The organism is Dokdonella sp. (genome assembly GCF_019634775.1).
Lineage (GTDB): Bacteria > Pseudomonadota > Gammaproteobacteria > Xanthomonadales > Rhodanobacteraceae > Dokdonella.
Window position 1 is genome coordinate 1,061,529 of the sequence record NZ_JAHCAS010000001.1, and the last position, 26,672, is coordinate 1,088,200.

General features: G+C 67.2%; 19 protein-coding genes. 9 read left to right on the forward strand and 10 right to left on the reverse strand.

Annotated features, from left to right (window positions below):
* Positions 1–46 precede the first annotated feature (46 nt).
* Positions 47–1,276, forward strand: coding sequence for a delta-60 repeat domain-containing protein (locus tag KF907_RS04580; RefSeq protein WP_291218648.1), 1,230 nt, complete (start codon positions 47–49; stop codon positions 1,274–1,276).
* Positions 1,277–1,285: 9 nt separating this feature from the next.
* Here the strand turns inward: KF907_RS04580 and bioB are convergent, their stop codons facing one another.
* Complete coding sequence (gene bioB, locus KF907_RS04585; RefSeq protein ID WP_291218650.1) at positions 1,286–2,314, reverse strand: biotin synthase BioB; 1,029 nt, start codon at positions 2,312–2,314, stop codon at positions 1,286–1,288.
* A gap of 22 nt (positions 2,315–2,336) precedes the next feature.
* Here bioB and KF907_RS04590 point away from each other — a divergent pair, with 22 nt between their 5' ends.
* On the forward strand, positions 2,337–3,140 hold the full coding sequence (locus KF907_RS04590; protein ID WP_472843854.1) for a ComF family protein: 804 nt from the start codon (positions 2,337–2,339) through the stop codon (positions 3,138–3,140).
* Between the two features lie 148 nt (positions 3,141–3,288).
* On the opposite strand, the gene KF907_RS04595 is transcribed toward KF907_RS04590, so the two are convergent.
* Complete coding sequence (locus tag KF907_RS04595; RefSeq protein ID WP_291218654.1) at positions 3,289–6,882, reverse strand: indolepyruvate ferredoxin oxidoreductase family protein; 3,594 nt, start codon at positions 6,880–6,882, stop codon at positions 3,289–3,291.
* Positions 6,883–7,040: 158 nt separating this feature from the next.
* Between KF907_RS04595 and KF907_RS04600 the strand changes: the two genes are divergently transcribed.
* The gene (locus tag KF907_RS04600; protein WP_291218656.1) at positions 7,041–8,336 is read left to right on the forward strand and encodes a NupC/NupG family nucleoside CNT transporter; all 1,296 of its coding nucleotides are present in this window, start codon (positions 7,041–7,043) and stop codon (positions 8,334–8,336) included.
* An 87-nt stretch (positions 8,337–8,423) separates the two neighbouring features.
* On the opposite strand, the gene KF907_RS04605 is transcribed toward KF907_RS04600, so the two are convergent.
* From KF907_RS04605 to speE, 3 genes are all read right to left on the reverse strand, one after another.
* A complete protein-coding gene (locus KF907_RS04605) occupies positions 8,424–9,350 on the reverse strand; it encodes a hypothetical protein (RefSeq protein ID WP_291218658.1) in 927 nt (308 codons plus the stop codon).
* Positions 9,351–9,513: 163 nt separating this feature from the next.
* Positions 9,514–11,229, reverse strand: coding sequence for a PQQ-dependent sugar dehydrogenase (locus KF907_RS04610; protein WP_291218659.1), 1,716 nt, complete (start codon positions 11,227–11,229; stop codon positions 9,514–9,516).
* Between the two features lie 85 nt (positions 11,230–11,314).
* Positions 11,315–12,172 carry a polyamine aminopropyltransferase gene (gene speE, locus KF907_RS04615; RefSeq protein WP_291218662.1) on the reverse strand — a complete coding sequence of 286 codons (858 nt, stop codon included), beginning with the start codon at positions 12,170–12,172 and terminating at the stop codon, positions 11,315–11,317.
* Positions 12,173–12,491: 319 nt separating this feature from the next.
* Here speE and speA point away from each other — a divergent pair, with 319 nt between their 5' ends.
* The 3 genes from speA to KF907_RS04630 all read left to right on the forward strand — a co-directional run bounded on the left by speA (position 12,492) and on the right by KF907_RS04630 (position 16,640).
* Positions 12,492–14,378, forward strand: a complete 1,887-nt coding sequence (gene speA / locus KF907_RS04620) for a biosynthetic arginine decarboxylase (protein WP_291218663.1) — start codon at positions 12,492–12,494, stop codon at positions 14,376–14,378.
* Positions 14,375–15,250, forward strand: coding sequence for an NAD(P)-dependent oxidoreductase (locus tag KF907_RS04625; RefSeq protein ID WP_291218665.1), 876 nt, complete (start codon positions 14,375–14,377; stop codon positions 15,248–15,250). The genes speA and KF907_RS04625 overlap by 4 nt, the downstream gene beginning before the upstream one ends.
* An 85-nt stretch (positions 15,251–15,335) precedes the next feature.
* Entirely contained in the window at positions 15,336–16,640 is a 1,305-nt protein-coding gene (locus KF907_RS04630; protein WP_291218667.1) for a PQQ-dependent sugar dehydrogenase, read from the forward strand.
* Between the two features lie 151 nt (positions 16,641–16,791).
* Here the strand turns inward: KF907_RS04630 and KF907_RS04635 are convergent, their stop codons facing one another.
* From KF907_RS04635 to radC, 4 genes are all read right to left on the reverse strand, one after another.
* Complete coding sequence (locus tag KF907_RS04635) at positions 16,792–17,421, reverse strand: SPOR domain-containing protein (protein WP_291218669.1); 630 nt, start codon at positions 17,419–17,421, stop codon at positions 16,792–16,794.
* On the reverse strand, positions 17,421–19,106 hold the full coding sequence (gene argS / locus KF907_RS04640; protein WP_291218671.1) for an arginine--tRNA ligase: 1,686 nt from the start codon (positions 19,104–19,106) through the stop codon (positions 17,421–17,423). Before argS ends, KF907_RS04635 begins: the two co-directional genes overlap by 1 nt.
* Before the next feature lie 458 nt (positions 19,107–19,564).
* Positions 19,565–20,626: a hypothetical protein gene (locus KF907_RS04645; protein ID WP_291218673.1), complete on the reverse strand. Its 1,062-nt coding sequence runs from the start codon at positions 20,624–20,626 to the stop codon at positions 19,565–19,567.
* A gap of 351 nt (positions 20,627–20,977) precedes the next feature.
* On the reverse strand, positions 20,978–21,643 hold the full coding sequence (gene radC, locus KF907_RS04650) for a RadC family protein (RefSeq protein ID WP_291218675.1): 666 nt from the start codon (positions 21,641–21,643) through the stop codon (positions 20,978–20,980).
* A gap of 119 nt (positions 21,644–21,762) precedes the next feature.
* Between radC and coaBC the strand changes: the two genes are divergently transcribed.
* From coaBC to KF907_RS04665, 3 genes are all read left to right on the forward strand, one after another.
* Entirely contained in the window at positions 21,763–22,980 is a 1,218-nt protein-coding gene (gene coaBC / locus KF907_RS04655) for a bifunctional phosphopantothenoylcysteine decarboxylase/phosphopantothenate--cysteine ligase CoaBC (RefSeq protein WP_291218677.1), read from the forward strand.
* Positions 22,977–23,435: a dUTP diphosphatase gene (gene dut, locus KF907_RS04660; RefSeq protein WP_291218679.1), complete on the forward strand. Its 459-nt coding sequence runs from the start codon at positions 22,977–22,979 to the stop codon at positions 23,433–23,435. Before coaBC ends, dut begins: the two co-directional genes overlap by 4 nt.
* A 109-nt stretch (positions 23,436–23,544) precedes the next feature.
* On the forward strand, positions 23,545–25,959 hold the full coding sequence (locus tag KF907_RS04665) for a phosphomannomutase/phosphoglucomutase (RefSeq protein WP_291218681.1): 2,415 nt from the start codon (positions 23,545–23,547) through the stop codon (positions 25,957–25,959).
* A gap of 57 nt (positions 25,960–26,016) precedes the next feature.
* Here the strand turns inward: KF907_RS04665 and KF907_RS04670 are convergent, their stop codons facing one another.
* Positions 26,017–26,643: a DUF4124 domain-containing protein gene (locus tag KF907_RS04670; protein ID WP_291218683.1), complete on the reverse strand. Its 627-nt coding sequence runs from the start codon at positions 26,641–26,643 to the stop codon at positions 26,017–26,019.
* Positions 26,644–26,672 lie beyond the last annotated feature (29 nt).

The following is a 26,672-nucleotide window of genomic DNA, read 5'->3' on the forward strand; positions in this document are numbered from 1 at the left end:
GCGCGTTTTTGCGTAACAGGCAGGACCCCCTGAATGGAGTCCCGCCATGCGCGTTGCGTCTTTCCGGTTTCCGCTCATCCTGCTCGCGCTGGTCGCGGCGATGCATCTCGCTCCGGTCGCCGCACAGGTGATGCCCGATCCGGCCTGGGATCTTAAGTTGCAGACCGTTCCGTCCTCCGGTGCCACCCAGCCCGGAATCGTGCATGCGCTGTTGCGCCAGCCCGACGGGCGCATGCTCGTCGGCGGCATCTTCAACCGCGCCGCCAACGGTGCCCTGGTCCGCACTGCGCTGCTGCGCCTGGAGCGCGACGGGACGATCGATCCGACCTTCGCCCCGGAGTTCGGCGGCCTCAGTACCGTCGCGGTCTATTCGCTGGCCGTATCGGGCGGTGAAATCTACGCCGGCGGCTTCTTCGACAGTGTCAACGGCACGACCATGCGCAGCATTGTGCGCCTGCGTGCCGACGGCAGCCTGGCGCCTGGCTTCGCCTCGCCTTTCTCGACCGCCGGCGGCAACCAGATCCGCGCCATCGCGGTGACCGCCAACGGCTTGTTCCTCGGCGGTGACACCCAGGAAGGCGCCAGCTATGGCCTGCTGCGCCTCAACCGCGACACCGGTGCGATAGAAACCGCATGGCAGGCGCAAACGCAGTTCAGCCCGACCGGAACGCCCAGCGCCGGTAATCGTGGCACGGTGTCGGCGCTGCAGGTCAGCGGCAACGATCTGATCGTCGGCGGCGAGTTCGGCCAGATCGCCGGGACTGTGCGCCAGGGACTCGCGCGCATCAGCCAGAGCGTGCCGGCCACGGTCTCGGCGTTCAACGCCGGGATCAGTGGCCGTGTCGACGCCATGCACCTTTCCGGCACACAGCTCTACATCGGCGGCAACTTCTTCCACAGCAATCCGAACATCAATTTCCTTGCCCGCATCGACGCCACCAGCGGCTCCTTCGATGCCGGCTGGTCGACGCCGATCTCGGGTTCGATCCTCGCCTTGCTGCGCATCGGCGACCATGTCTACGTCGGTGGAGCGTTCGCCAACCAGCCGCCCGGCGGCGCCCGCCTCGCGCGTGTTGCCGTCGCCGGCGGTGGCGTCGATGCAAGCTTCGCGCCCCTGGCCGACAACACCGTGCGTGCGCTTGCCGATTCGTGCCGTGGCCGCCTCGATGTCGGCGGCTCGTTCGCGACGGTCGGCGGCATCGCACGCAACGGTTACGCGGCATTCGTGGTGCCACAGATCGACTGCATTTTCCACGGGAATTTCGAGATCCGCTGAGCGCGTGGCTCAGGCGGCCGCGGTCGCGCAGGCGCAGGGTTCGACGATGTCGGCGTGCACGGTATGCGCATCGTCGTGCCCGCCGTCGATCGGCATGGCGTGGATGCCCAGGCGCGTGAACAGTGCCTGGTCGGCGACGACGTCGGGATTGCCGGTGGTCAGCAGCTTTTCGCCGTAGAAGATCGAGTTGGCGCCGGCGAAGAAGCACAGCGCCTGCAGCTCGTCGCTCATCTCGGCACGGCCGGCCGACAGGCGCACCATCGATCGCGGCATGCTGATGCGCGCAGCGGCAATGGTGCGCACGAACTCGAACGGATCAAGCAGGGCGGTGCCGGCCAGCGGCGTGCCCTCGACCTGCACGAGGCGGTTGATCGGTACCGACTGCGGGTGCTCGGGCAGGCTCGCCAGCGCCTGCAGGAGACCGGCACGCTGCGCGCGCGATTCACCCATGCCGACGATGCCGCCGCAGCAGGTCTTGAGCCCGGCGTCGCGGACATGACCGAGCGTTTCCAGGCGATCCGCGAACTCGCGCGTGTGCACGATCTCGCCGTAGTGCTCGGGCGCGGTGTCGATGTTGTGGTTGTAGTAGTCGAGGCCGGCGTCCCGGAGCGCCACGGCCTGTTCCGCGCTCAGCATGCCCAAGGTCGCGCAGGTCTCCATGCCGAGCGAGCGCACTTCGCGGATCATCGCCGCGACCTTGGGGATGTCGCGGTCCTTCGGCGAACGCCAGGCCGCACCCATGCAGAAACGCGTCGCCCCGGCGGCCTTGGCCTGGCGCGCCCGCGCGACCACGGCTTCGAGCGGCATCAGCTTCTCGGCCTGCACCCCGGTGGCATAGCGCGCGGCTTGCGGGCAGTAGGCGCAGTCCTCGGGACAGCCGCCGGTCTTGATCGAAAGCAGGGTCGACACCTGCACGGCATTCGGGTCATGGTGGGCACGGTGCACCTCGTGTGCGCGATGCAGCAGTTCGGCAAACGGCAGGTCGAGCAGGGCGAGGATCTCCTCGCGGCTCCAGTCGTGACGGAGGCTGGCGTTCATGCGGGGCTTACCGGGCAAGGGGATGGGGCAGGTTGCGCCGCACGCGAGCGCGCCGCAGGATGCCGGCGCGAGTCTGGGTTCGGCATGGGAGGCTGTCAACTTGAGCGGAAGCCGACAGGTTGACGGTATCGCGCGGCGCGTCCTGCAGGCGCTGCTGCCGCCGCGCTGCCTGCTCTGCGGCGGCGACGGCGCGCAAGGCCGCGACCTCTGCGCCGGCTGCCGCGGCGACCTCGCCGCGAACACGCACTGCTGCGCCCGCTGCGCGCTGCCGCTGCAGACGGCGGAGCCGCTGTGTGGCCGCTGTCTGCGCCGCACGCCGCCGTTCGACGGCGCCTGGGTGCCGTGGCGCTACGGCCACCCGCTCGACCTGCTCGAGGCACGTTTCAAGTTTCATGGCGACCTCGCCGCCGGCCATGTCCTCGCCGAACTGTTGGTCGATGCCGCCTGCGCCGCACCGCCCGCCCAAACCGACCTGGTCATCTGCGTGCCATTGCACCGCGAACGCCTGCGCGAGCGTGGATACAACCAGGCCCTCGAGCTCGCGCGGCCACTGGCCAGGGCGCTCGGCCTGCCGCTCGCCGCGGGTGCCCTGCTCCGCACGCGCGCCACGCCGGCGCAGACCGACCTCGATGCTGGTGCGCGCCGGCGCAACCTGCGTGACGCTTTCAGCCTTTCCCCGGGAGTCGAGCTGCCGGCCCGCGTCGCCATCTTCGACGATGTCATGACCACCGGCGCGACCCTCGCCGAATGCGCTCGCGTGCTGCGCCGTGCCGGCGTGCAACACATCGATGTCTGGGCTCTGGCGCGGGTGCCGGGACGACGGTAAGGGCTGGAACGGGTTGCATCGGCGGCGCTGCGCCAGCCACGGGGTGAGTGGCGCGGGGCCTTCGTGCAGACCTTGGGATGTTCTGATCAATCGCTTGCGAATGATCAGAACATCCCTTGGCAAGGACCCGTGTCAGCTCCGCTCGTGCTCAGGCGACAGCGCGACCTGTTCGTGGATCGCGCCAGGCGACGAGCAGGTCGTCCTGGCGCTTGAGCGCGTCGGCGAGGTGGCGTTCCTTGACGTGGCCGTAGCCGCGGATGTGCTCGGGCACGCTGGCGATGTCGACGGCGAGCGCATGGTTGTCGTGGTCGAGCTTCGCGAGCAGTTCGTCGGCGAGGCGGAAGTAGTCCTCGATGAGGCGGCGTTCCATGCGGCGTTCGGCGGTGCGGCCGAACAGGTCGAAGGCGGTCCCGCGCAGGCCCTTGAGTCTGGCCAGCAAACGGAACGCCTTGAACACCCATGGCCCGTACTCGGCCTTGCGCAGGTGGCCATCGGCATCCTTCTTCGCCAGCAACGGCGGGGCGAGGTGGAAGTGCAGCTTGAAGTCGCCGTCGAACTGCTCGCGGATGCGCCGCTCGAAATCGCCGCTGGTGTACAGGCGCGCGACCTCGTATTCGTCCTTGTAAGCCATCAGTTTGAACGCGTAACGCGCGACGGCTTCGGTGAGGCTGGTGAAACCCGGCGTCTTCTGCTGCTCGGCGGCGCGCACCTTGTCGACCAGGGCGCGATAGCGCGCCGCATAGGCGGCATTCTGGTAGCCGGTGAGGAACTCCACGCGGCGGGCGATGCGCTGGTCGAGGCTGCTGCTGAGCGTGCTGTCGTCGAGGGCGTCCGCCGTTTCCTGTTGCCCTTGCGCTGCGCCGGAAGCAGCCGGGTGCGATGAAGGCGACGGCTTCGCCATGGGCAAGGCCAACGGAATCGCGCCAGCCGGCAGGCGCGCACGCACGCCGGCGGCTTCGCGCACGCGGCCCATGTCCTCGGCGGCGAGGCGACCCCAGTTGAACGCGGACTTGTTCATCTCGATCGCCGCGCCGTTGAGTTCGATCGCGCGCATCAGCGCGTCGTGGCTGACCGGCACCCAACCCTTCTGCCAGGCCAGCCCAAGCATGAACAGGTTGGTGGCGATGGTGTCGCCGAGCAGGGCAGTGGCCAGTTCGGTGGCGTCGACGAGCTCGGGCGACTGGCCGTCCAGGGCCAGCTTGACCGCATCGATGATCTGCTGCGCCGGAAACTGCATGTCGGGTCGCGTGGTGAACGTGCCCGGCATCGCTTCATAGGTGTTGAGCACGACGTTGGAGCGATCGGCGCGGATCTTCGACAGTGCCCAGTAGTCGTTGACCACGACCATGTCGCAGCCGAGCACGAGATCGGCCTCGCCGGCGGCGATGCGCACGGCATGGATCTCGTCGGGCGATCTGGCGATGCGCAGGTGGCAGGTGACCGCACCACCCTTCTGGGCGAGGCCGGTCTGGTCGAGCACGGTGCTGCCCTTGCCTTCGAGGTGGGCGGCCATGCCGATCAGCGCGCCGATCGTGACCACGCCGGTGCCACCGATGCCGGTGACGAGAACGTTCCACGGTCGCGTAAGGTCGGTCGCGAAGCGCGGCATGGGCAGCGCGTCGAAATCGATCGTACCGACGCCCTTCTTCTTCTTCAGACCACCGCCGTGCACGGTGACGAAGCTCGGGCAGAAACCCTTCACGCACGAGAAATCCTTGTTGCAACCGCTCTGGTCGATCTCGCGCTTGCGTCCGTATTCGGTCTCCTTTGGCAGTACCGACACGCAGAACGATTTCACGCCACAGTCACCGCAGCCTTCGCAGACCAGCGAGTTGATGAACACGCGCTTTTTCGGGTCTTCGAGCTTGCCGCGCTTGCGCCGGCGGCGCTTCTCGGTCGCGCAGGTCTGGTCATAGATCAGGATCGACACGCCCTTGATCGTGCGCATGCGCTTCTGCACTGCGTCGAGCTCGTCGCGATGGATGAACTCGACGCCGCTCGGGAAGATCTCGGGGCGCGACCATTTGGCGATGTCGTCGCTGACGACGATGATCGTCTGCACGCCTTCGGCGCGCATCTGGTGGGCGATGTCGGGCACGGTAAGCGTACCGTCGACCGGCTGTCCGCCGGTCATCGCCACGGCGTCGTTGTAGAGGATCTTGTAGGTGATGTTGACCTTGGCCGCGATCGCCTGGCGGATCGCCAGCGAGCCGGAATGGAAATAGGTGCCGTCGCCGAGGTTCTGGAATATGTGTTCGGTCTCGGTGAAGGGTGCCTGCCCGCACCAGGTCACGCCTTCGCCGCCCATGTGCGAGAACGTGTCGGTGCGCCGGTCCATCCATGTGACCATGTAGTGGCAACCGATACCGCCGTGTGCGCGCGAGCCTTCCGGCACCGCAGTCGAAGTGTTGTGCGGGCAGCCCGAGCAATAGTGCGCGGCACGCGGGAAGTTCGCGCGCGGCAGCGTCAGTTCGCGCTCCTTGGCCTCGATCCAGGCCACGCGCGCGCGGATCGCCTCGCTGCTGAAGAAGCGCGCGAGGCGCCTGGCGATGACCAGGGCGATCATCGCCGGGGTCAGTTCGCCGGTGCTCGGCAGCACCCAGTTGCCTTCCTCGTCGTACTTGCCGACCACGCTCGGTCGGGTCGGCCAGTTGTACATGTACTCCTTCATCTGCGATTCGATGAACGAACGCTTCTCCTCGACGACGATGACGTCCTCGAGTCCGGCGGCGAACTCGCGGATGCCGACCGGTTCGAGCGGCCAGGTCATGCCGATCTTGTACACGCGGATGCCGATCTCGCGTGCGTCGCGTGCGCTGATGCCGAGGTACTCGAGCGCCTGCAGCACGTCGAGGTAGCTCTTGCCGGTGGTGACGATGCCCAGGCGTGCCTTCGGCGAGTCGAGCACGACCTTGTCGATGCCATTGGCACGCGCGAATGCGCAGGCGGCCTGCACGGCGTACTGGTGCAGGCGCAGTTCCTGGTTGAGCGGCGGATCGGGCCAGCGGATGTTGAGGCCACCGTCGGGGCCGACGAAATCGTCCGGCAGGACGATGTCGAGCTGATGCGGATTTACGTTGACGCTGGCGCTCGATTCGACGGTTTCGGCGATCGTCTTGAAACCGACCCAGCGGCCGGTGAAGCGCGACATCGCCCAACCGAGCAGGCCCATGTCGAGGATGTCCTGTACGCCGGCCGGGTTGAGGATCGGCATCATCGCCGAGACGAACTCGAGTTCCGACCCGTGCGGCAGGGTCGATGAGCGGCATGCGTGATCGTCCGCGGCGAGCGCCAGCACGCCACCGTGTCGGGAGGTGCCGGCCGCGTTGCCGTGCTTGAACACATCGCCGCAGCGGTCGACGCCGGGTCCCTTGCCATACCACATGGCGAACACGCCATCGTACTTCGCGCCCGGGAACAGGTTGGTCTGCTGCGTGCCCCAGACCATGGTCGCGCCGAGGTCCTCATTGAGGCCCGGCGTGAACTCGATGTTCGAGGCCTTGAGGTGTTTGCGCGCCTTCCACAGTTCGAGGTCGAAACCGCCGAGCGGCGAACCACGGTACCCAGAGATGAAGCCGGCCGTGTCGAGGCCCTGGGCGCGGTCGCGCATCTGCTGCATCAGTGGCAGGCGTACCAGCGCCTGCACGCCGGAAAGATAGATGCGACCTTCGGCGCGCGTGTACTTGTGGTCGAGCGTGTATTCGCGATCGATCGAAGGTTGTTCGAGGGCGTGGGCGGACATGGCTGCCTGGCGACTTTGCCCGGGTCTCGGGCAGGCTGGGAAAGTCGGCGATTCTATCAGGTCACCCCAACCCCTCTGACCGCGTCTGCCTTGCGCGGCCCTTCACCGCTGCTCTACGCTCGCCGCGCGGTCGCCGGCCGCATCCGGGGAAAATCCACATGTTCGACGCGCTTGGCCATGTCGCCTTCGGCCTGTTCGGCCTCGTCACCCTGATTGCCCTGGCCTGGTTATTCTCGAACAACAAGCGCGCCGTCGACTGGCGACTGGTCATCATCGGAGTCCTGCTCCAGATCGCGTTCGCCGCCTTGGTCCTGCTCGTGCCCGGAGGGCGCGAGGTGTTCGACTGGCTCGGCCACGGCTTCGTCAAGGTGCTGAACTTCGTCAACGCAGGTTCCAACTTCATCTTCGGCAGCCTCATGGACACCTCGAAGATGGGCTTCATCTTCGCCTTCCAGGTGCTGCCGACAATCATCTTCTTCTCGGCCCTGATGGGCGTGCTCTATCACCTGGGCGTCATGCAGGCGATCGTGCGCGGCATGGCCTGGGCGATCACCAAGGTGATGCGCGTGTCGGGTGCGGAAACCACCAGCGTCTGCGCCAGCGTGTTCATCGGCCAGACCGAGGCGCCCCTGACCGTGCGCCCGTACATCTCGCGCATGACCGAATCCGAACTCATCACGATGATGATCGGTGGCATGGCGCACATCGCCGGCGGCGTGCTCGCCGCCTACGTCGGCATGCTCGGTGGCAGCGATCCCGAACAACAGGCCTTCTACGCCAAGCACCTGCTCGCCGCCTCGATCATGGCGGCGCCAGCGACGATGGTCGTGGCCAAGATCCTGATCCCGGAAACGCAGCAGCCGCTGACCCGCGGCACGGTCAAGATGGAAGTCGAGAAGACCACCAGCAACGTCATCGATGCCGCTGCTGCCGGTGCGGGTGATGGCCTGCGGCTCGCCCTCAACATCGGCGCGATGCTGCTCGCCTTCATCGCCCTGATCGCCCTCATCAACGCGCCGCTGACCTGGCTCGGCGAATTCACCGGCCTGGCCGCCGCGATCGGCAAGCCGACCGACCTGTCGACGATCTTCGGCTTCGTGCTCGCGCCGGTGGCCTGGATCATCGGCACGCCGTGGGCCGACGCGACCACGGTCGGTTCGCTGATCGGCCAGAAGGTCGTCATCAACGAATTCGTCGCCTATACCGAGCTCGCGAAGATCGTCAATGGCGAAGTCGCCGGCATCGCGCTGACCGACCAGGGCCGCCTGATCGCGACCTACGCCCTGTGCGGCTTCGCCAACTTCTCGTCGATCGCGATCCAGATCGGCGGCATCGGCGGCCTCGCTCCCGAGCGGCGCACCGACCTTGCCCGCTTCGGCCTGCGCGCCGTCCTCGGTGGCTCGATCGCGACGTTCATGACGGCAACGATCGCCGGAGTGTTGAGCGCGCTGTGAACGGATGCCCCGCAGTCAGGTTGCACCTGCCTCGTGCTGCGCGGATGGAGCCGGACCTGATCCGGTGCAACGGCGCGACCTGAACGCTCAGCTCGCGCACGACGCCGGCACGGGCCCGAAGCGCGCCAACTCCTGTTCGTCGGCGTCGACTCTCTCGATGGTCCATGTGCCGTCGGGTTCGTCGCGCTTGAGGCTCACGATCACGGTTTCGCGCTCGCCAGCGTCCCCTTTCCCGCAGGCAGCGAGCTTGGCCGTGACCTGGCCCGAGTCGAAACGGTTCGTGTAGTACGGATCGAGGTCGATGCGGACGGCGTAGACCGTGCCGGGAAGCGCTGGCCGTTGGCCTTGATCGATCGCTTCCTGCAGGTCCCACGCCAGCTCGAAGCCTTCGGCGGGCTTGCCTTCGAGGGAGCCGAGCAGGGACGCGTAGGCGCGGCGCGCCCCATCCTCGGCGGCGGCATGCATTTTCGGATAGCCGGCAAGCCGACCGGTGAGCGTGGGAGCGAGCCCCTGGGTGGCGAGGACCGGCAGGTCGAACTTCACCCTTGCACTGGCCTTGTCGGGTTGGGCGACGACGATCTCACCGGCGACACGCTGGCCATCGATACGGGTCAGGTGCAGCCGTATGTCGTTGCCATCCATGCCGAGATTGCCCTTGTTCAACCGGCCCAGGGTGAGGCTGGGCACGCCGCGTTCGTCGATGACCAGTTTGACGTGACCAAGCACCTTCTGGCTGGTGAAGCGCCACCGTTCCAGCGCCATCACCGGGTCGTTGGCCGGATCCTTGATCTTGTCGGCCAGCGGCTGGTCGGCCAGCACCACGTACAGCTTGTAGTCCCCGGCTTCAGCCGAGTCGCGGTCGAAAGCGGCGAAGCCGTGCCCGAGCCGGGTTTCCGGGACCGGTGGATCGAGGTAGGGGACGGCGAACGAACCCTCCACCGTGTCGGCGGCGAAGGTGGCATGTGCGCCCAGGGCGAACAGAGCGGCCATGAGGGTGTGGAAATGACGATGCATGGGGGGCTCCTGCGGGTGCGTAGTCCTCCTCCACGAAATTTCGCGTGGACAGGGGCCAGGGATGGGAAAACGACGAGAGGCCGGGGAATGGATCCGGGCGTCCTTGTGGAGCCCTGGCACGGGCGATGCGCCGGTCTATCGGGGGGGCGCCGGTGAACGTGCTCTACAAGGCAACACCCTTGACACCACCGTCGAACCCATCAGCGAACAAGGCATCGCGGGCGATCGTGATGGTCATGCGGGCGATGTCGCGGGCGCCGTTTGTGTCGGTGGCGCACACGGTGACGATGATCGTGCGCGGCGTGGCGCCGTCGCTGGTGTAGGCCGCACTGGCGCCGACGCCGCTGGCATCGTCGCAGTCACCATCGCCATCGAGATCCCAGGTCCAGGCGAGGCTGTCGCCATCGGGGTCGACGCTGTTCGCGGCGGAGAAGCTGACCGTACGTTCCGGACCGTCGGCGAGCGCGCCCTTGGCCAGTGCGATTGCCGCCGATGGGGCGAGATTGCGGCGGCTGGTGTCGGCATCCCAGGCGATGCGGGTGATGCGACCGTTGTTGATGTTGACGAAGAAGAGGTCGCCACCCGGGCCGGACACGAGGTCGACGACGGGCAGGTTGCCAAGGCCGAATACGGGCGCACCGCCTTCCGGCAGCGGATCCGGGAGACCATCGCCATCCGTGTCGGCGAGCACGCGGATGCGGTTGGTGATCAGGTCGGCGAAGAACAGCGCGTTGCGGTATTCGGCCGGCCACTGTTCGCCCGTGTAGAAGGCGACCGCCGAGATCGAGGCGCCACCCATGTGGCGGTAGGAATGGAACGGCGGCGTGACCGGCGTGCGCCCGCCGGCATTGTCGTTTTCGTAGAGATTCATGCACAACGGGCGCGTGGCATAGCCGCCGCTGGCCTGGATACCTTCGAAGCACGGCCAGCCGAAATTGAGCAGGTTGCCGGTACCGCCGACGGCGGGAACGACATCGATCTCCTCGACCGTGTTCCAGCCGACGTCGCCGACCCAGACCTCGCTGGTACCGGGGCGCATGGTGAAGCGGAACGGGTTGCGCAGCCCATAGGCGATGATGCGACGAGCGTTCGGTGTTGCGCCCGGCATCGCCGCGAGCGGATTGTCCGGCGCGCCTGCGCCGGTGGCTGGATCGACGCGTGCGATGGTGCCGTTGAGCCAGACCTGGCCGACGTAGGCGGCCTCCACCTCCAGCCCCTGCGCGCGCAACGCGCCGCCGTGGTCGACCGGCGCGCGCTGGTCGGGGAAGTCCGGATTGCCGCGCTGACCCCAGTCGGCCCACAGGAAGCTGGCGCCGTCGCCGCCGCCGACATAGAGATAGCCGTCGGCACCGAAGCGCACGCTGCCGATCGAATGGCTTGGATATTGCTGGTACCAGTCCTCGATCAACACCTGCTCTTCGCTGATCTGGTTGCCGTCCAGGGTCAATCGCGACAGACGGCCACTGATCACGCAGCCGGCATTGTCGCCGTTGGGGTTCGCACAGCCGGCAGCAGGCCAGCGCGGCGGCAAATCGGCGAACAGGCCGCCGTTGTATGAATAGCTGACGTACAGCCAGGGCCGCTCGGGAAAGCGTGGATCGAGGGCAAGGCCGAGCAGGCCGCGGTCCTGGTAGTCATGCACGACTGCGGACAGGTCGGCGACCTGCTGCGGGCTCGTGTCGAGCAGATTCGCGTACATCCAGATGCGACCGGCCTTCTCGGCGACGAACACGCGCCCGTCATGCGCGAACGCGACCTGTGTCGGCTGGTTGCGTCCGGTGATGGCATGCACATGGCGAAAGTTCGCACTCGGCCATGTCTGGGCACCGACCGCGCCGCACAGCATGGCAAGAGCAAACAAGGCGATGCAGGGCTTCATGGCGGGTTTCCTGCGCGCAGCGAGTCACTCGGGTCGAACTGCAAGCGACGCCGGGCGCGGTGACCGTCGTCGCACTATCGCGAATCTACTCGCCGAGTTCCTCGCGCACGAACTCCGGCAGCGACAGCGCGGCCTTGTGGATGTCGGCATTGTAGTAGCGCGTGGCGAACTGCTTGGTCTGCGCGCCGCGCTCGCGGAAGCCCGACAGGTCGGCACCCTTGCGCGCCAGCGTCGCGCTCCACCAGCCGGTCGGGTAGCAAGGCTGCGGGAAGGTCAGCGTGCGTACGGCCTGGAAGCCGGCCACGCGCAGGGCCGAGCGCATCTGCTTGATCAATCCGATGTGGGCGAGCGGCGATTCACTCTGCTGCACGAAGATGCCACCGGGACGCAGCGCCTTGAAGCAGCTCGAGTAGAACGCGGCATTGAACAGGCCCTCGGCCGGGCCGACCGGATCGGTCGAGTCGACGATGACGATATCGACCGACTCCGGATCACAGTCGGCCATGTACTTGATGCCGTCGTCGAAGCGCAGTTCGGCGCGCGGATCGCCGTTCGATTCGCACAGCTCGGGGAAGTACTGCTCGGCCAGACGTGTCACGCGCTCATCGATGTCGACCTGCACGACGCGCTCGACCTCGTCGTGGCGCAGCACCTCACGCAGGGTGCCGCAGTCGCCGCCGCCGATGATGACCACGCGCTTGGCGCGCGAATGGGTGAACAGCGCCGGGTGCGCCATCATCTCGTGGTAGAAGAAGTTGTCGCGCGTGGTCAGCATCATGCAGCCGTCGATGACCATGAGCTTGCCCCAGTCGGTCGAGTCGTAGATCTCGATGTGCTGGAACGGCGTTTGCTCGGCGTGCAGGCGCTCGCGGACGCGGAATCCGATCGAGGAACCGGAGGATTCGTGGGCTTCGGTGAACCAGCTCGGCTCGGACGTCGACATGGGAGGATTCCTGGACTGCGCTGTAGCGTGCCGCGGAACGGCGCGGCGCCGAAAGGCGCGCGATTGTAGCGGCTGGCGCGGGCGCCGCGAAGCAAACTCTTGTCATGCGATCACGGCTGGTCTTCGACAGCCGAACGGCTGGTCAGTCGCTCCCACAGAAGCCGCTTCCAGCAAAGGAAGGGTTCCCTCCATCGTTCGTGCCGCTTCGCTACAATGCGCGCCCCCGACGGATCCCGCGGCGTGCGAGGCTTCCGATCCGTCGTGGCCGTTCCGTCCAGGCCCGCCGCTGCGACGTCGCTGTCATCCCGGAGGACCCCACATGAGCCGATCCTGGAGCACGGACGACGCACGCGATCTGTATTCCGTTGCGCATTGGAGCGAAGGTTATTTCGACGTCGGCGCGAACGGTCACATCATCGTGCGCCCACGCGGCGAGGCCGGCCAGGCGCTCGACTTGCCCGAGGTCGTCGCCGCGGCGCGCGCGCAGGGTGCGCGCCTGCCGCTGCTGGTCCGTTTCGCCGACATCCTCAACGACCGCCGCGAGCGCTTGCAGCGCGCGTTCGCGAAAGCGATGGCGGAGTGGGATTACAGCGGCGGCTACACCGGCATCTATCCGATCAAGGTCAACCAGCAGAAGAACGTCGCCGGTGAGCTTGCCGCGAGCGTCGGCGAAGGCTTCGGTCTCGAGGCCGGCTCCAAGCCCGAGCTGATGGCCGTGCTTGCGCTCGCGAAAGCGGGGACCACGGTCATCTGCAACGGCTACAAGGACCGCGAATACATCCGCCTCGCCCTGATCGGACGCAAGCTCGGCATCGATGTGTTCATCGTCATCGAAAAGCCGTCCGAGCTGCGCTACGTAGTCGAGGAGGCGCGTCGGCTGGGCGTCGAACCGCTGCTCGGCGTGCGCATGCGCCTGAAGAGCCTCGGCGCCGGCAAATGGCAGAACTCCGGCGGCGACAAGGCCAAGTTCGGCCTCACCCCGCGCCAGCTGCTGACCTTGATCGACGAGCTGAAGGCGGCACAGCTTGCGCACACGCTGCGTCTGCTGCACTTCCACATGGGCTCGCAGATGTCGAACGTGCGCGACATTGCGCGCGGCATGCGCGAGGCCGTGCGCTACTTCGTCGAGCTGTCGCAGCTCGGCTTGCCGATCGGTTACATGGACGTTGGCGGTGGCCTTGGCGTCGACTACGAGGGTACGCGCTCGCGCTCGGACTGTTCGATCAACTACGGTATCGACCAGTACGCGTCGAGCGTGGTCGGCGCGCTGGCCGAGGCCTGTGCCGAGCACGGCCTGACCCATCCGCGCGTGCTGACCGAATCGGGTCGCGCGCTGACCGCGCACCATGCAGTGCTGGTGGTCAACGTCAGCGAGGTCGAGCAGGCCCCCGCTGGTGCGGTGCCGCCGGAGCGCGCCGATGAACCAGCCGTGCTGCGTCGCCTGCGCGAGGTGCATGCCGAGATCGGCATGCGCCCGGCCACCGAGCTCTACCATGAGGCGCAATACCACCTGTCCGAAGGCCAGTCGCTGTATGCGCTTGGTCAGCTCTCGCTGGCCGATCGCGCCGAACTTGACGACCTCTACTACGCGATCGCGAATGCCGTGCGCGGGCGTCTCAAGCCCGATGAGCGTTCGCATCGCCAGGTGCTCGACGAACTCAACGAGACACTGGTCGACAAGTATTTCGTCAACTTCTCGGTGTTCGAATCGGTACCGGACATCTGGGCGATCGACCAGGTGTTCCCGATCGTGCCGATCGCCGGACTCGAGCACGAGCCGACCCGGCGCGGCGTGATCGCCGATCTCACCTGTGACTCGGACGGGCGCATCGACCGCTATGTCGATGCCGACGGTGTCGACGTCAGCCTGCCGCTGCACGCGGTTGGCCATGGAGAGCCGTACGTGCTCGGCCTGTTCATGGTCGGCGCCTACCAGGAGACGCTTGGCGACATCCACAACCTGTTCGGCGACACCGATGCGGTCAGCGTGCGCCTGGACGGTGCCGGCTATCGTTTCGGTCACGTCCGTCGCGGCGATACCACCGACCTCATGCTCGATTACGTCGGCTACGACCTCGCCGCGCTGCGTGCCGAGTACCGCGCCAAGATCGCCGCGGCCGGGATCAGCGGCACGCTGGCCGACGAACTCGATGCCGCGCTCGAAGCGGGCCTGACCGGATACACCTATCTCGCGGAGGACGCATGAGCGCGAAGCTGTGCGCCGGCTTCGTTGGCCTCGGCGCGATGGGCCGGCCGATGGCCGGACACCTCGCGCACGCCGGTCTGCTCGCCGCGGTGTGGACGCGCACGCCGGCCAAGGCGCAGGCATTCGCCGCCGCAACCGGCGTGGTCGCGGCGGATTCGGTCGAGGCGCTGGCCCGGCGCTGCAACGTCGTCGTGCTGTGCGTGCCGGCCGATGCCGACGTGCTGGCCAACGTCGATGCGATCGCGGCGCAGGCGCGGCCCGGAACGGTCGTGGTCGACCACTCCACCGTGTCGTCGTTGACCGCGCGCGAGGCGCAGCGGCGCCTGCGCGCGGTCGGCGCCGACTTCATCGACGCACCGGTGTCCGGTGGCGTCGAAGGAGCGAACAACGGGCGGCTGTCGGTGATGGTCGGCGGTGATGCCGACGCCCTCGAAAGAGTGCGTCCGGTCATCGCCTGCTACGCCGCGAAAGTCGGGCATATGGGTGCCTGCGGTGCCGGCCAGGACACCAAGGCGGTCAACCAGGTGCTCGTCGCCGGCATCGCCCAGGCCGTCTGCGAGGGGCTTGCGTTGGGCGAGCGTCTCGGCCTCGATCCTGAACGGCTGTTGCCGACCCTGCAGGCTGGTGCTGCCGGCAGCTGGTTTCTCGACAAGCGCGGCGCGACCATGCTGCGCGACGAATTCTCCGTGGGCTTCAAGCTGGCCCTGCTGCACAAGGACCTCGCCATCGTGCGCGAGCTCGCCCGCGCCGCCGGCACCGACCGCAGCATCATCGAGAAGTCGCTGGATGACTATGCCCTGTTGATGCGGCAAGGCCATGGCGACGACGACATTTCGGCACTGATCCGGCTCAAGCGCGGGACCAATCCGTGAGCACGGTTGCAGTGTTGCACCCTGATCGCGGGCACAATGGCCCTTTCCTCACGTCCAATCAGTCCCTGACCCGGAGACGACCGTCATGCGCATGACCATCCTCGGTGCCGCCGTCGCGGCGGCAATCCCGTTCGCCGCCAGCGCACAGACCCTGCCGGCAGACCTCACCCTGACACCATTTGCTTCGGGCGTCGGCAGCCCGGTGGCGATCCGCGCACCACATGACGGTAGCGGTCGGGTCTTCATCGTCAACCAGGGCGGCACGATCCGGGTGGTCAAGAACGGCAGCGTGCTGGCGACGCCGTTCGTGACGGTGCCGGTCACGGCGGGCGGCGAGAGCGGCCTGCTCGGCCTGGCCTTCCATCCGAACTTCGGCAAGGTCGGTCTGCCGCACAACGACGAGTTCTATGTGGCCTACAACCGTGCCAACGCCGAACCGAAACTGGGTTCTGCGCCCGATGTGGCGCTTGCGCGCTACACCGTACCCTCGCTCGATTCCGACGTCGCCAATCCGACCGGCACGCTGGTTCTGCGCGTGCCCGACAATGCCTCCAACCACAACGGCGGCGACATACATTTCGGTCCGGACGGCTACCTGTACATGTCGACCGGCGATGGCGGCAGCCAGGGCGACCCGCACGGTTTTGCCATGTGCCTGTGGAAGAAGGCGCTGGACAGTACACCGGGCAACTGTGGCAGCGGCACGCCGCAGTATTTCCTCATGGGCAAGATCCTGCGCCTGGACGTCGACACGCGCGGCGGCGCAGTCGCGGCCGAGATGTGTGGTTCGAGCGGCATTTCGCCGGCCCAGTATGCGATTCCCGCCGACAACCCCCACGTTGCCACCGGCAACACCTGCGACGAGATCTGGCTGCACGGCTTCCGCAATCCGTGGCGCACCAGCTTCGACCGCGCCACCGGCGATTTCTGGATCGGCGACGTCGGCCAGGGCAACGTCGAGGAGATCGATCTGCGCGTCGCCGGCTCGACCGAGCCGACCTTCTACGGCTGGCGTTGCAAGGAGGGCAGTGCGACCTACAACTCGTCGAACGTCTGCGCGACGCCGCCGGCCAATGTCCTGCCCGTGCTCGAATACACCCATACCGGCGGTCGCTGCGCGGTTACCGGAGGGTTCCGTTTCCGTGGCCCGATTGCCGCGCTCAACGGCATGTACTTCTACTCCGACTCGTGCACCAGCGAGATCTGGGCGGCCAAGCCAGGCGGCGGTGGCTGGACCACGTCGATTTGGCGCGACGATACCAACGGTTACGGCACCTACTCGGGATTTGGCGAGGACGAGGCCGGCAACCTCTACGTTGCCCACACCTCGAACGGCGTCGTCTACAAGTTCACGTCCGATCGCATCTTCGACAACGGCTTCGACAACTGAGGCCGCTGCCTGCCGGGATCGGCGCTGTGGGAAACGCCTTCAGGTGTTTGATTGGGGTGTTGTACGGAAGGAGCATCGCGGTTGAAGCCGCTTCCTACAGCCGCTTCCTACAGCCGCTTCCTACAGCCGCTTCCTGCGGTGCGGGGCGACCTCAACGTCCGGTGTCTTCCTTCAGTGCGATCGCGTTCATGCCGTTCTCGGCGAGCGCGGCCTTGGCCGCCTCGAGCTCGCTGGCGCTGGCATAGGGACCGAGGCGCACGCGGTTCCAGGTCTTGCCGTTGATCGTCACCGGGTAGACCTGGGCGACAAAGCCCGACAGGGCGAGCTTGGCTTTCACTTCGTCGGCCCCCCTCGCGTCGGGATACGAACCGACCTGCAGCATGTAGCGCGAGGTGCCCGCGGCCGCCGGCTGCGGCGTCTGCACGCCCGGCGAGGTCGGGTTCTCGCGGGCGGCGCGTGCCTGCGCCTCGGCGCGTGCCTTGGCTGACAGCTCGGCGTCGGGAATGACGACTTCCATTTCCGGCAGCACCGAATAGAAATCGTAGGCCTTCCTCTTCGGGTCCTTGCTCTCGGCCAGCGGCGGCTCGCTTTCGCGCGGCGCCACCGCTGCCGGGTTCGGCTGCGGCAGATGCTTGCCGCGCAGTACGGGCAGCCAGTTGCCGGCAAGGAATACGGTCGCCACGGCAAGGCCGAGCAGGACGCCGATGCCGAGCCAGATCCAGGCCGGCCATGTCCGGCGCGAGCCGCCGCGGGTTGCCTGTTTGCGCGATCGAGCGGCCATCACATGGTCTCCGGGGCGGATACGCCCAGCAAATCGAGTCCGTTCGCCAGGACCTGGCGCGCGGCGTCGGCGAGGGCGATGCGGGCATGGCGCAGCGCGGCCTCGTCGACGATGAACTGGTGCGCGTTGTAGTACGCGTGGAAGGCCGCGGCAAGGTCGCGCAGATACTGGGCGACGAGCTGCGGATCGAGCTGTGCGGCGGCGGCCTCGACGATTTCCGGATAGCGCGTCAGCTCGCCCATGAGCACGCGTTCATGCTCGCTGTCGAGGCGGTCGAGCGCGGCATAGCCGGCCTCGAGGTCGGCGACGAGGCCGCGCTCGGCGAGCTGGCGCTGCACGCTGCATACGCGTGCATGCGCGTACTGGATGTAGTAGACCGGATTGTCGTTGGTTTGCGCGCGTGCGAGGTCGATGTCGAAGACGAGCTGCGAATCGGTCTTGCGCGCAACGAGGAAGTAGCGCGTGGCATCGCGGCCGACCTCGTCGATGAGGTCGCGCACGGTGACGTAATTGCCGGTGCGCTTGGAGAGCTTCACCTCCTCGCCGCCGCGCATGACCGTGACCATCTGGTGCAGCACGTATTCGGGCCACCCCTTGGGGATGCCCACGTCGAGTGCCTGCAGGCCTGCGCGCACGCGCGTGACGGTCGAATGGTGATCGGCACCCTGTTCGTTGATGACGCGCTCGAAGCCACGCTGCCACTTGTTGCGGTGATAGGCGACGTCCGGAACGAAATACGTGTAGCCGCCCTCCGACTTGCGCATGACACGGTCCTTGTCGTCACCGAAGTCGGTCGTGCGCAGCCACAGTGCGCCGTCCTGCTCATAGGTATGTCCGGCAGCGACCAGGCTGCGCACGGTCTCCTCGACCTTGCCGTCGGCATACAGTGACGATTCGAGGAAGTACACGTCGAAGGCGACGCCGAAGGCACGCAGGTCGAGGTCCTGCTCACGGCGCAGCCAAGTCACGGCGAAGCGGCGGATCGCGTCGAGGTCGTCGGCATCGCCGGCAGCGGTGACATCGTGGCCGTCGGCCTGCACGGTCGCGCCGGCCAGATAGTCGCGGGCGACATCCCGGATGTACTCGCCGCGGTAGCCGTCGGCTGGCCAGCCGACGTGCTCGGGCTCGATGCCCTTGCAGCGCGCCTGCACGGACAGGGCAAGGTTGTGGATCTGCGCGCCGGCATCGTTGTAGTAGAACTCGCGCGTGACCGCCCAGCCGTTCGCCGCGAGGATGCGTGCCAGGCTGTCGCCGACTGCGGCGCCGCGGCCGTGACCGACATGCAGCGGACCGGTCGGATTGGCCGAGACGAACTCAATCTGCAGCTTGCGCCCGCCGCCACCGGCGTTGCGGCCATACGTTGCGCCCGCCGCGCGGATGTGGCGGATTTCGCCGTGGATCGCCTCGTCGGCAAGGAAGACATTGACGAAGCCGGGCCCGGCGACTTCGACGCGGGCGATGCGCGGGTCCCCGGCGAGAATGCCCGCGATGGCCTCGGCGAGCTCGCGCGGCTTTCGGCCGGCGGCCTTGGCCAAGGTCATCGCGACGTTGCTGGCGAAGTCGCCATGTTCGCGGTTGCGCGTGCGTTCGACGACGAATGTGGGCGTGGCACCATCAGGGAGCAGGGCTTGCGCCCGCAGCTCGGCGAGCGCGGCGAGGATGAGCTCGCGCAGGGATTCTTTCACGGCTGGGTTCGGCATGCGGCGGGACGGCATAGTGTAGGGCGCAGGCTGGCCGACCGGAACCGCGCTCGCGCCATCGAGGTCGCGGGGTTGCGACGCTCTCCTTCGTAGCGTCGCCAGAAAGATGCGCCAAGCATTTGTCCGCAAAGCATTCCTGGAGGACCGGGGGAAGCCTGTGGATAACCGTGTGGGAAAAACCCCGCGCGCGATCCGTCGAACCATGGTCGGCTTGCGCAGAAACCTGAGGAATTCGCGGGTGATCTGCGCAACCGAATGATTTCCATGCATTTTTTTGCATGAAACCAAGGTGAACAAGGGATCGCCTGTGGTTGTTGCGACAGGCGCGGGCATGTGTATAGAAATGCCGATTGCTGCGCCGCAGTCGCCTGGAAGCCGGCTTGGGAATGCATTGGATCGGGTGCCGCCCCGGCACAGCCCGACAGCCGCGGCCGATCCGCGCCTCAGACTATTCCGGCCAGCGCATCGCCGAAGGCATCGAGCACCTGCTGGCCCGAGGTCGGGCGTCCGCGCATGGCGATGCGTGCGCGCAGGCCGAGGCCGAGCGACCTCAACGGCTCGGCGTTGGCGGTCTTGGCCTGCTGGAAGGTGGCCCGGCCGAGGTCGGAATTGAAGCGATGCAGGTCGAAGAAGAAGCGGTCCTGGCCATCGGTGAGGAAGCCGAGCACCGGTTGCGCGCTTTCGCGGCTGTCGAGGCTGCGCAGGCACAGCATCTCGCGCTCGCGACAGAGGTTGACTGCGCTGGCGGCGAAGCGGGCGAATGGTTCGGCGACGTTGGCGGTGTCGATGTCGGCGGCGATCAGGGCGAGCGCGTGGGCGTGCATCAGCAACGGCTCGTCGCGCCAGCCGGGTCGGTGCTTGTCGAGCTTGCCGGCCAGCTTGGCGGCCAACGCGCCGCCGGACTGGACGATCTCGGCGGCGTTGAACGGATCGCCGTTCGCCGATGGCCGGGCATCGAAGGTGCTGCCACCGATCATCAGGTCGAGCGCGTGGTGGAGGTCGGCATCGGTACTGGTCGAGAAGCCGACACGATCGAGCAGGCGGAAAGCCTCCTCGAGGCTGGCGCGTTCGTTCGCACCCACGCCGGCTTCGTAGCATGGCGCCTCACGCTGGCGCAGATCGTGGAACGCGGCGAACAGGCCGAGCGCGGCCCAATCGCGCAGCGACAGCGCTTCGACACCGCGCGCGGCGATCAGGCGGTCGATGCGTTCGCCGAGGATCTCGAGGATGTGGACTTCGTTGTGGTAGGCGTGGAAATCCTCACCCCAGCTGCCATGTCGGCGCGCCAGACGTGCGTAGGCGATGCGGATCGCCTCGTCGCAGCGATCGAGAAAGGCCTGGTCATGCGAGCTGGTGACGAGCGGAGCGAGTTGGGCCCGGCGCCTAGCGAGCACAGCGTCGAGTTCGGCGAAGCGCGGACCGCCCGCGGCGAGCGCTGCGGCGAGGTCGGGCAGTTCGCGTTCGACCGTGTCGGGCGGATAGGTTTGCGGAAAACCGAAGATCACGCGCGGCGTGGCTCCGAAGGAGGACGGCGCGAGTATAGGGTTCCACGCGGGATCAGATCATCCCAAGGGATGCTCTGATCAGTCCCGCAATGGCGTCATGACATCCGCAAGGTTCGCAGCGGGGTGGGCGTGGCGAAGTGCAGGCTGGTTGCCTGGGCGAGCCGCGCACGCCGCGCTGCGGGCCTTGCGGATGTCACCCCGTCATTGGGAATCGAAAGCTTGGGGCCATCCTGTGCGGGCGCCGCTCGGCGTTGCGCCGGCTCGACAGACGGCCAGTCTGCCTTCGCCGTCTCGCCTTGATCTGCGCCCACACAGGACGGTGACGCCGTTGTGGGATTGATCAGAACATCCCTAGATCATGCCGCGCTGGGCCAGTGAGGTCGGTGTGCCGGCGCCGACGACGAAGTGATCGAGCACGCGCACATCGACCAAGGCGAGCGCCTCGCGCAGGCGCAGGGTGATGGCGCGGTCGGCCGAACTCGGTTCGGTCACGCCGGAGGGATGGTTGTGGGCGAAGATCACCGCGGCCGCATTGTGCCGCAAGCAATGCCGTACGACTTCGCGCGGATGCACGCTGGCACCGTCGATCGAGCCGCGAAACAGTTCCTCGAAGGCGAGCACGCGGTGGCGATTGTCGAGGAACAGGCAGGCGAAGACCTCGTATGGGTAGGCGCCGAGCTGTGCCTTGAGGAAACGCGCGCTCGTGCTTGGGTCGGTCAGGCCTTCGCCGACACGCAGCTCGGCATCCAGATACCGGCGGCCGATTTCCAGCGCGGCCTGCAGGCGGCACCAGGCGACCGGGCCGAGCTGCACCTGTGCGGCGTCACGTTCGAGCAGCGCCTTGAGTCCTCCGGTTGCCGTGAGCAGGTCGCGGCCTAGATCGACCGCATTGCGTCCACGTCGCCCCGAGCCGATGAATACGGCGAGCAGCTCGGCATCCGACAGCGCACCGGCGCCGCGCGCGCGCAGCTTCTCGCGTGGACGCTCCTGGTCGGGCCAGTCGCGGATGCTGCCCATGAGACGGGCTCCCGTAGAGGAAAGTCCGCACGCTAGCGGTTGTCATGCCATCCGGACAGAAGCCGGTGGCGCGGATTTCGGTAAGCTAGCGCCGCCTTCCCGTGTCAGAAATTTCCTGCATGACTTCCCCAGTGCTCGCGGGTGCCCGCGTCCTGCTCGGCGTCTCCGGTGGCATCGCCGCCTACAAGGCGGCCGACCTCGTGCGCCGCCTGCGCGAGGCCGGTGCCGAGGTGCGCGTGGTCCTCACCGAGAGCGCGGCGCGCTTCGTCACCGCCCTGACCTTCCAGGCACTGTCCGGCCAGCCGGTGCGCAGCAGCCTGTGGGACGAGGCCGCCGAGGCGGCGATGGGCCATATCGAGCTGGCGCGCTGGGCCGACGAGATCCTCGTCGCACCGGCTTCGGCCGACGTGCTTGCGCGTCTCGCCCACGGTCAGGCCAATGACCTTCTCACCACCGTGGTATTGGCCAGCACGGCACCGCTCAGCGTCGCCCCGGCGATGAACCATCAGATGTGGACGCATGCCGCTACCCGTGCCAACGTCGAGACCCTGCGCGCACGCGGCGTGCGCGTGTTCGGGCCGGCCAGCGGCGCCCAGGCCTGCGGTGAGACCGGCGAAGGGCGTCTGCTCGAGCCGCTCGACCTGATTGCCGAACTCGCCGCTGCGCGCGGGCCGCGGCCACTGGCCGGCTTGCGTGTGCTGGTCAGCGCCGGCCCCACCTTCGAGGACATCGATCCGGTGCGCTTCATCGGCAACCGCAGCTCGGGACGCATGGGCTTCGCCATTGCCGAGGCGGCCGTGGCCTTCGGTGCCGAGGTCGAACTGGTCGCCGGGCCGGTGGCGCTGCCGACACCGACGGGCGTGCGTCGCCGCGATGTGCGCAGTGCGCGCGAGATGCGCGAGGCCGTGCTCACGGCAGTACCGTCGAGCGACATCTTCGTGTCGGCGGCGGCGGTCGGTGACTACCGTCCGGCCGAACCGTCGGCATTGAAGCTCAAGAAGACGGGTGCGTCGCGAGCGCTCGAACTGGTGCAGAACCCGGATATCCTCGCCGAGGTTGGCCGGCTCGCCCCGCGACCGCTGCTGGTCGGTTTCGCCGCCGAGACGGACGACCTCGAACTCCACGCACGCGACAAGCTCGAACGCAAGGGTCTCGACCTCATCGCTGCCAACCGGGTCGGTGAAAACCTCGGCTTCGAGTGTGCCGAGAACGCCTTGCTGCTGCTTTGGCCGGGTGGCCGCGAGGAGCTCGCCCAGGCCGACAAGCGCGTGCTCGCGCGCGCGCTGCTGCAACGTGTTGCCGCACGCTACCGGGAAACACGAGGGGCCACGCCATGAAGCTCAAGGTCGAAGTGCGCATCCTCGACGCGCGCATCGGCAGCGAGTTCCCGCTGCCGGCGCGCGCCACCGAGGGTTCGGCCGGGATGGACCTGCGCGCGATGGTCGAGGCGCCGCGTGTACTGGAGCCGGGAGCTACCGACCTCGTGCCGAGCGGCATCGCTATCCACATCGGCGATGCCTCGGTCTGCGCGGTGGTGCTGCCGCGCTCGGGTCTCGGCCATCGCCACGGCATCGTGCTCGGCAACGGCACCGGACTGATCGACGCCGACTACCAGGGACCGTTGATGGTTTCGCTCTGGAACCGCAGCGCCGAGGCCTTTACGATCGTCCCCGGGGAGCGCATCGCACAACTGGTGTTCATGCCCGTCGTGCACGCCGAATTGGTCGTGGTCGAGGGTTTCACGCCGAGCACCCGTGGCGAGGGCGGCTTCGGCAGCTCGGGGCGTCATTGAGGCGCCAGCACGATCATTCGAAAGTGGCGATCCGGCACGACGCAGCCCACGTGCGTCGGCTATTGTTCGGGCCGCCCGCAGGGCGGGTCGGCATCGATCGGAGACGGTGATGGCAGCGCAACAACCGGTACAGGCGGGCAAGCCCGCGGCGACGCGAAAGCCGGCGCGCCCAAATGTCCTGCTCTCGCGCCTGCTGCCAAGCCTGCGCGTCCTGTTGCCGTTGGCGGCAGCGACCCTGCTCATGCTGGTGGCCTTGTTCCTGATCTGGCAGTGCTCGCTGGTCTGGTCGAAGAGCGGCGAAGCCGAGATGGCCGAAGCGGCGCGCGCACGCCAGGTCGAAGCGCTGGCGCGGCAGATCGACGATGCGAATGCCAAGGCTCGTGAGGTGGTGCAGGCACCGACCGTGCTGCATGCGCTTGCCAGCGGGGATGCAGGGCTTGCCGAGGCGGCACGCGTGGCGCGCGAGCGCTGGCCCGAGCTGATTGATGTGTCGTTCTACACGCCGAAGCTGCTCGAGGTGTTGCGCGATGACCTGCAACGGCTCGGCTATGCACGTGCGCAGATGCTCATGCAGGCGCAATCGAGCGGTCGACCCGCCCCCGCGCAGATGCGCGTCGAGGACGGCCAGCGACGCCTCGTGCTGGCTCTGCCCGTGCGTGATGGCGAGGCGACGGTGTCCTACGCCTACCTGCAACTCCCGCTCGCGCCTCTGCTCGAGACCTTTCACCGGTTGTCTTCCGGCGCCGGGCATATCGAACTGCGCCAAGGGGACGGGCGTGGTGACCTCGTCATTGAGGGGGCGAGCGGTGGCGGCACGTCGATCACCGACCTCGGTGTCGCTGTACCGAATTCGAAGTTCCGCCTCGGCCTGGTCACACCGGACGACCCGATCTTCGTCACCCGCAACCTGTGGGTACTCGTACCCTTGACGGCCTTGTGCCTGCTCGCCGCCTTCGTCGCCTTGTGGCTGCGTCAGGTGGGCATGCAGCGTGCCATCGAGGTGCTGCGTCCGGGCAGCCGCTCCAACACAGAGGAAATCACATTGGCCGAAGCCATGAAGCAACAAGCCGCGGAGCCGGCACCGAAACCGGTGATGGCAGCGGCCGTCACCACCGAGCCGGCGCCGAAGTCTTCGGACACACCGGTCAGCGTCGATCGCAGCATTTTCCGCGCCTATGACATCCGTGGCGTGGTCGGGCAGACCCTGAGCACGGGCGGGGCACGCCAGATCGGCCGCGCGATCGGCAGCGAGGCGCGGCAGCGCGGCCTGCGCGAGATCGTCGTCGGCCGTGACGGTCGCCTGTCCGGTCCGGACCTGTCAGCTGCCTTGATCGATGGCTTGCGGTCGACCGGTTGCGATGTCATCGACATCGGCCTGGCGCCGACACCCGTGACCTATTTCGCTGCCTACCAGCTTCAGACCGGCTCCTGCGTATCGGTGACCGGCAGCCACAATCCGCCCGACTACAACGGCTTCAAGATCGTGCTCGGAGGCGAGACCCTTTCCGAAGGCGCAATCCAGGACCTTCATGCGCGCATAGTCGAAGGCCGGTTCGCCAGCGGTTCGGGTGGCGTCCAGGTCATGGACATCGGCAACGACTACGTGAGCCGCATCAGTGACGACATCCAGGTCGAGCGCCCCCTCAAGGTGGTCGTGGATTGCGGCAACGGCGTCGCCGGAGCCGTTGCCCCAAGCGTGCTCGAAGGTATCGGCTGCGAGGTCATTCCGCTGTACTGCGACGTCGACGGCCAGTTCCCGAACCATCATCCCGATCCGTCCGACCTGCACACCCTGCAGGATCTCATCCTGTCGGTGAAGCAGACCGGCGCCGACCTCGGTTTGGCCTTCGACGGTGATGGTGACCGCCTCGGCGTGGTCACGCGCTCGGGCGAAGTGATCTATCCGGATCGCCTGCTCATGCTGTTCGCGATCGATGTGCTGAGCCGCAATCCGGGCGCCACGATCATCTACGACGTCAAGTGCACCGGCCACCTGCAGCCGGTCGTCCTGCAGCACGGCGGCATCCCGATCATGTGGCGTACCGGCCATTCGCTGATCAAGGCGAAGATGCGCGAGACCGATGCGCAACTGGCCGGTGAAATGAGTGGCCATTTCTTCTTCGGCGAGCGTTGGTACGGTTTCGACGATGCCATTTACTCGGCCGCGCGCCTGCTCGAGATCCTCGCCGGTGACCTCGACGGGCGCACCCCGGAGGAAATCTTCGCTGAACTGCCGAAAGGCGTATCGACGCCCGAATTGAAGATTTCACTGCACGAAGGCGAGCACTACCGCTTCATCGATGCCTTCCGCAAGCAGGCGGCATTCGATGGCGCGCGTCTGACCCTGATCGATGGTGTACGCGCGGACTGGCCGGACGGCTGGGGACTCGTGCGTGCCTCGAACACCACGCCGGTGCTCGTGCTGCGCTTCGATGCCGACAACGAGGCGGCGCTCACCCGCATCAAGGAGGCATTCCGCAGCCAGTTGCTTGCGATCGACAAGGCGCTGGCGTTGCCATTCTGACGCGCCTGGCGCGCGTGGTTCGTATGCCGCCGACCAGTTGTTTCCTGCCGCCGTTTCCTATGGCGACGAGGTGAGCTTGCGGTAATGCTCGAGCTCGGCGGCAAAGTCGAGCTTGGCCTTCTCCAACTCGGCGATGCGGCGATCGACGACACGATGTTGCGCTTCGATCTGCACGCGCGTCGCACCGATCTGGTCGGTGATGCGTTGTGGTACCGGCTTGCCTTCGCGCTCGATGTCCGCGGCCTGGCCAAGCTGTTCGGCGAGACTGCGTTCCTGGCTCTGCAGGCCGATTTCCGCGCTGCGGATGTTCTGCTGCAGCAGCTCGAGTTGCTGGGCGTGCGCGCGCTGCAGTTCGGTCTCGTTCGGATAGGCAGCGAGCAGTTGCTGATCCCTGCGCAGGCGCGCGTCGGCGTCTTCCTTCGCTGCGCGTGCCTTGTCGGCTTCGGCCTTGGCAATGGCCTTTTCCTCGGCCGACATGGCCGGTGCGACGCGGCGGACGACGATGCCCTGCGCGTTGACCACGTCATAGCCGAACTTGTTGGCATCCGGCGGCAGCGCGTCGGAGTAGTGCAGGTTGCCCTCGGCGTCACGCCATTTGTAACGATTGCCCTGGGCTTCTGCGCTGGGCAGGCCGAGATGCGCGGCGATCAGCACAGCGGCGACGGAAACGACACTCTTGCGCATGGGAAAGGTCTCCTGGCGGCCGAGTATAG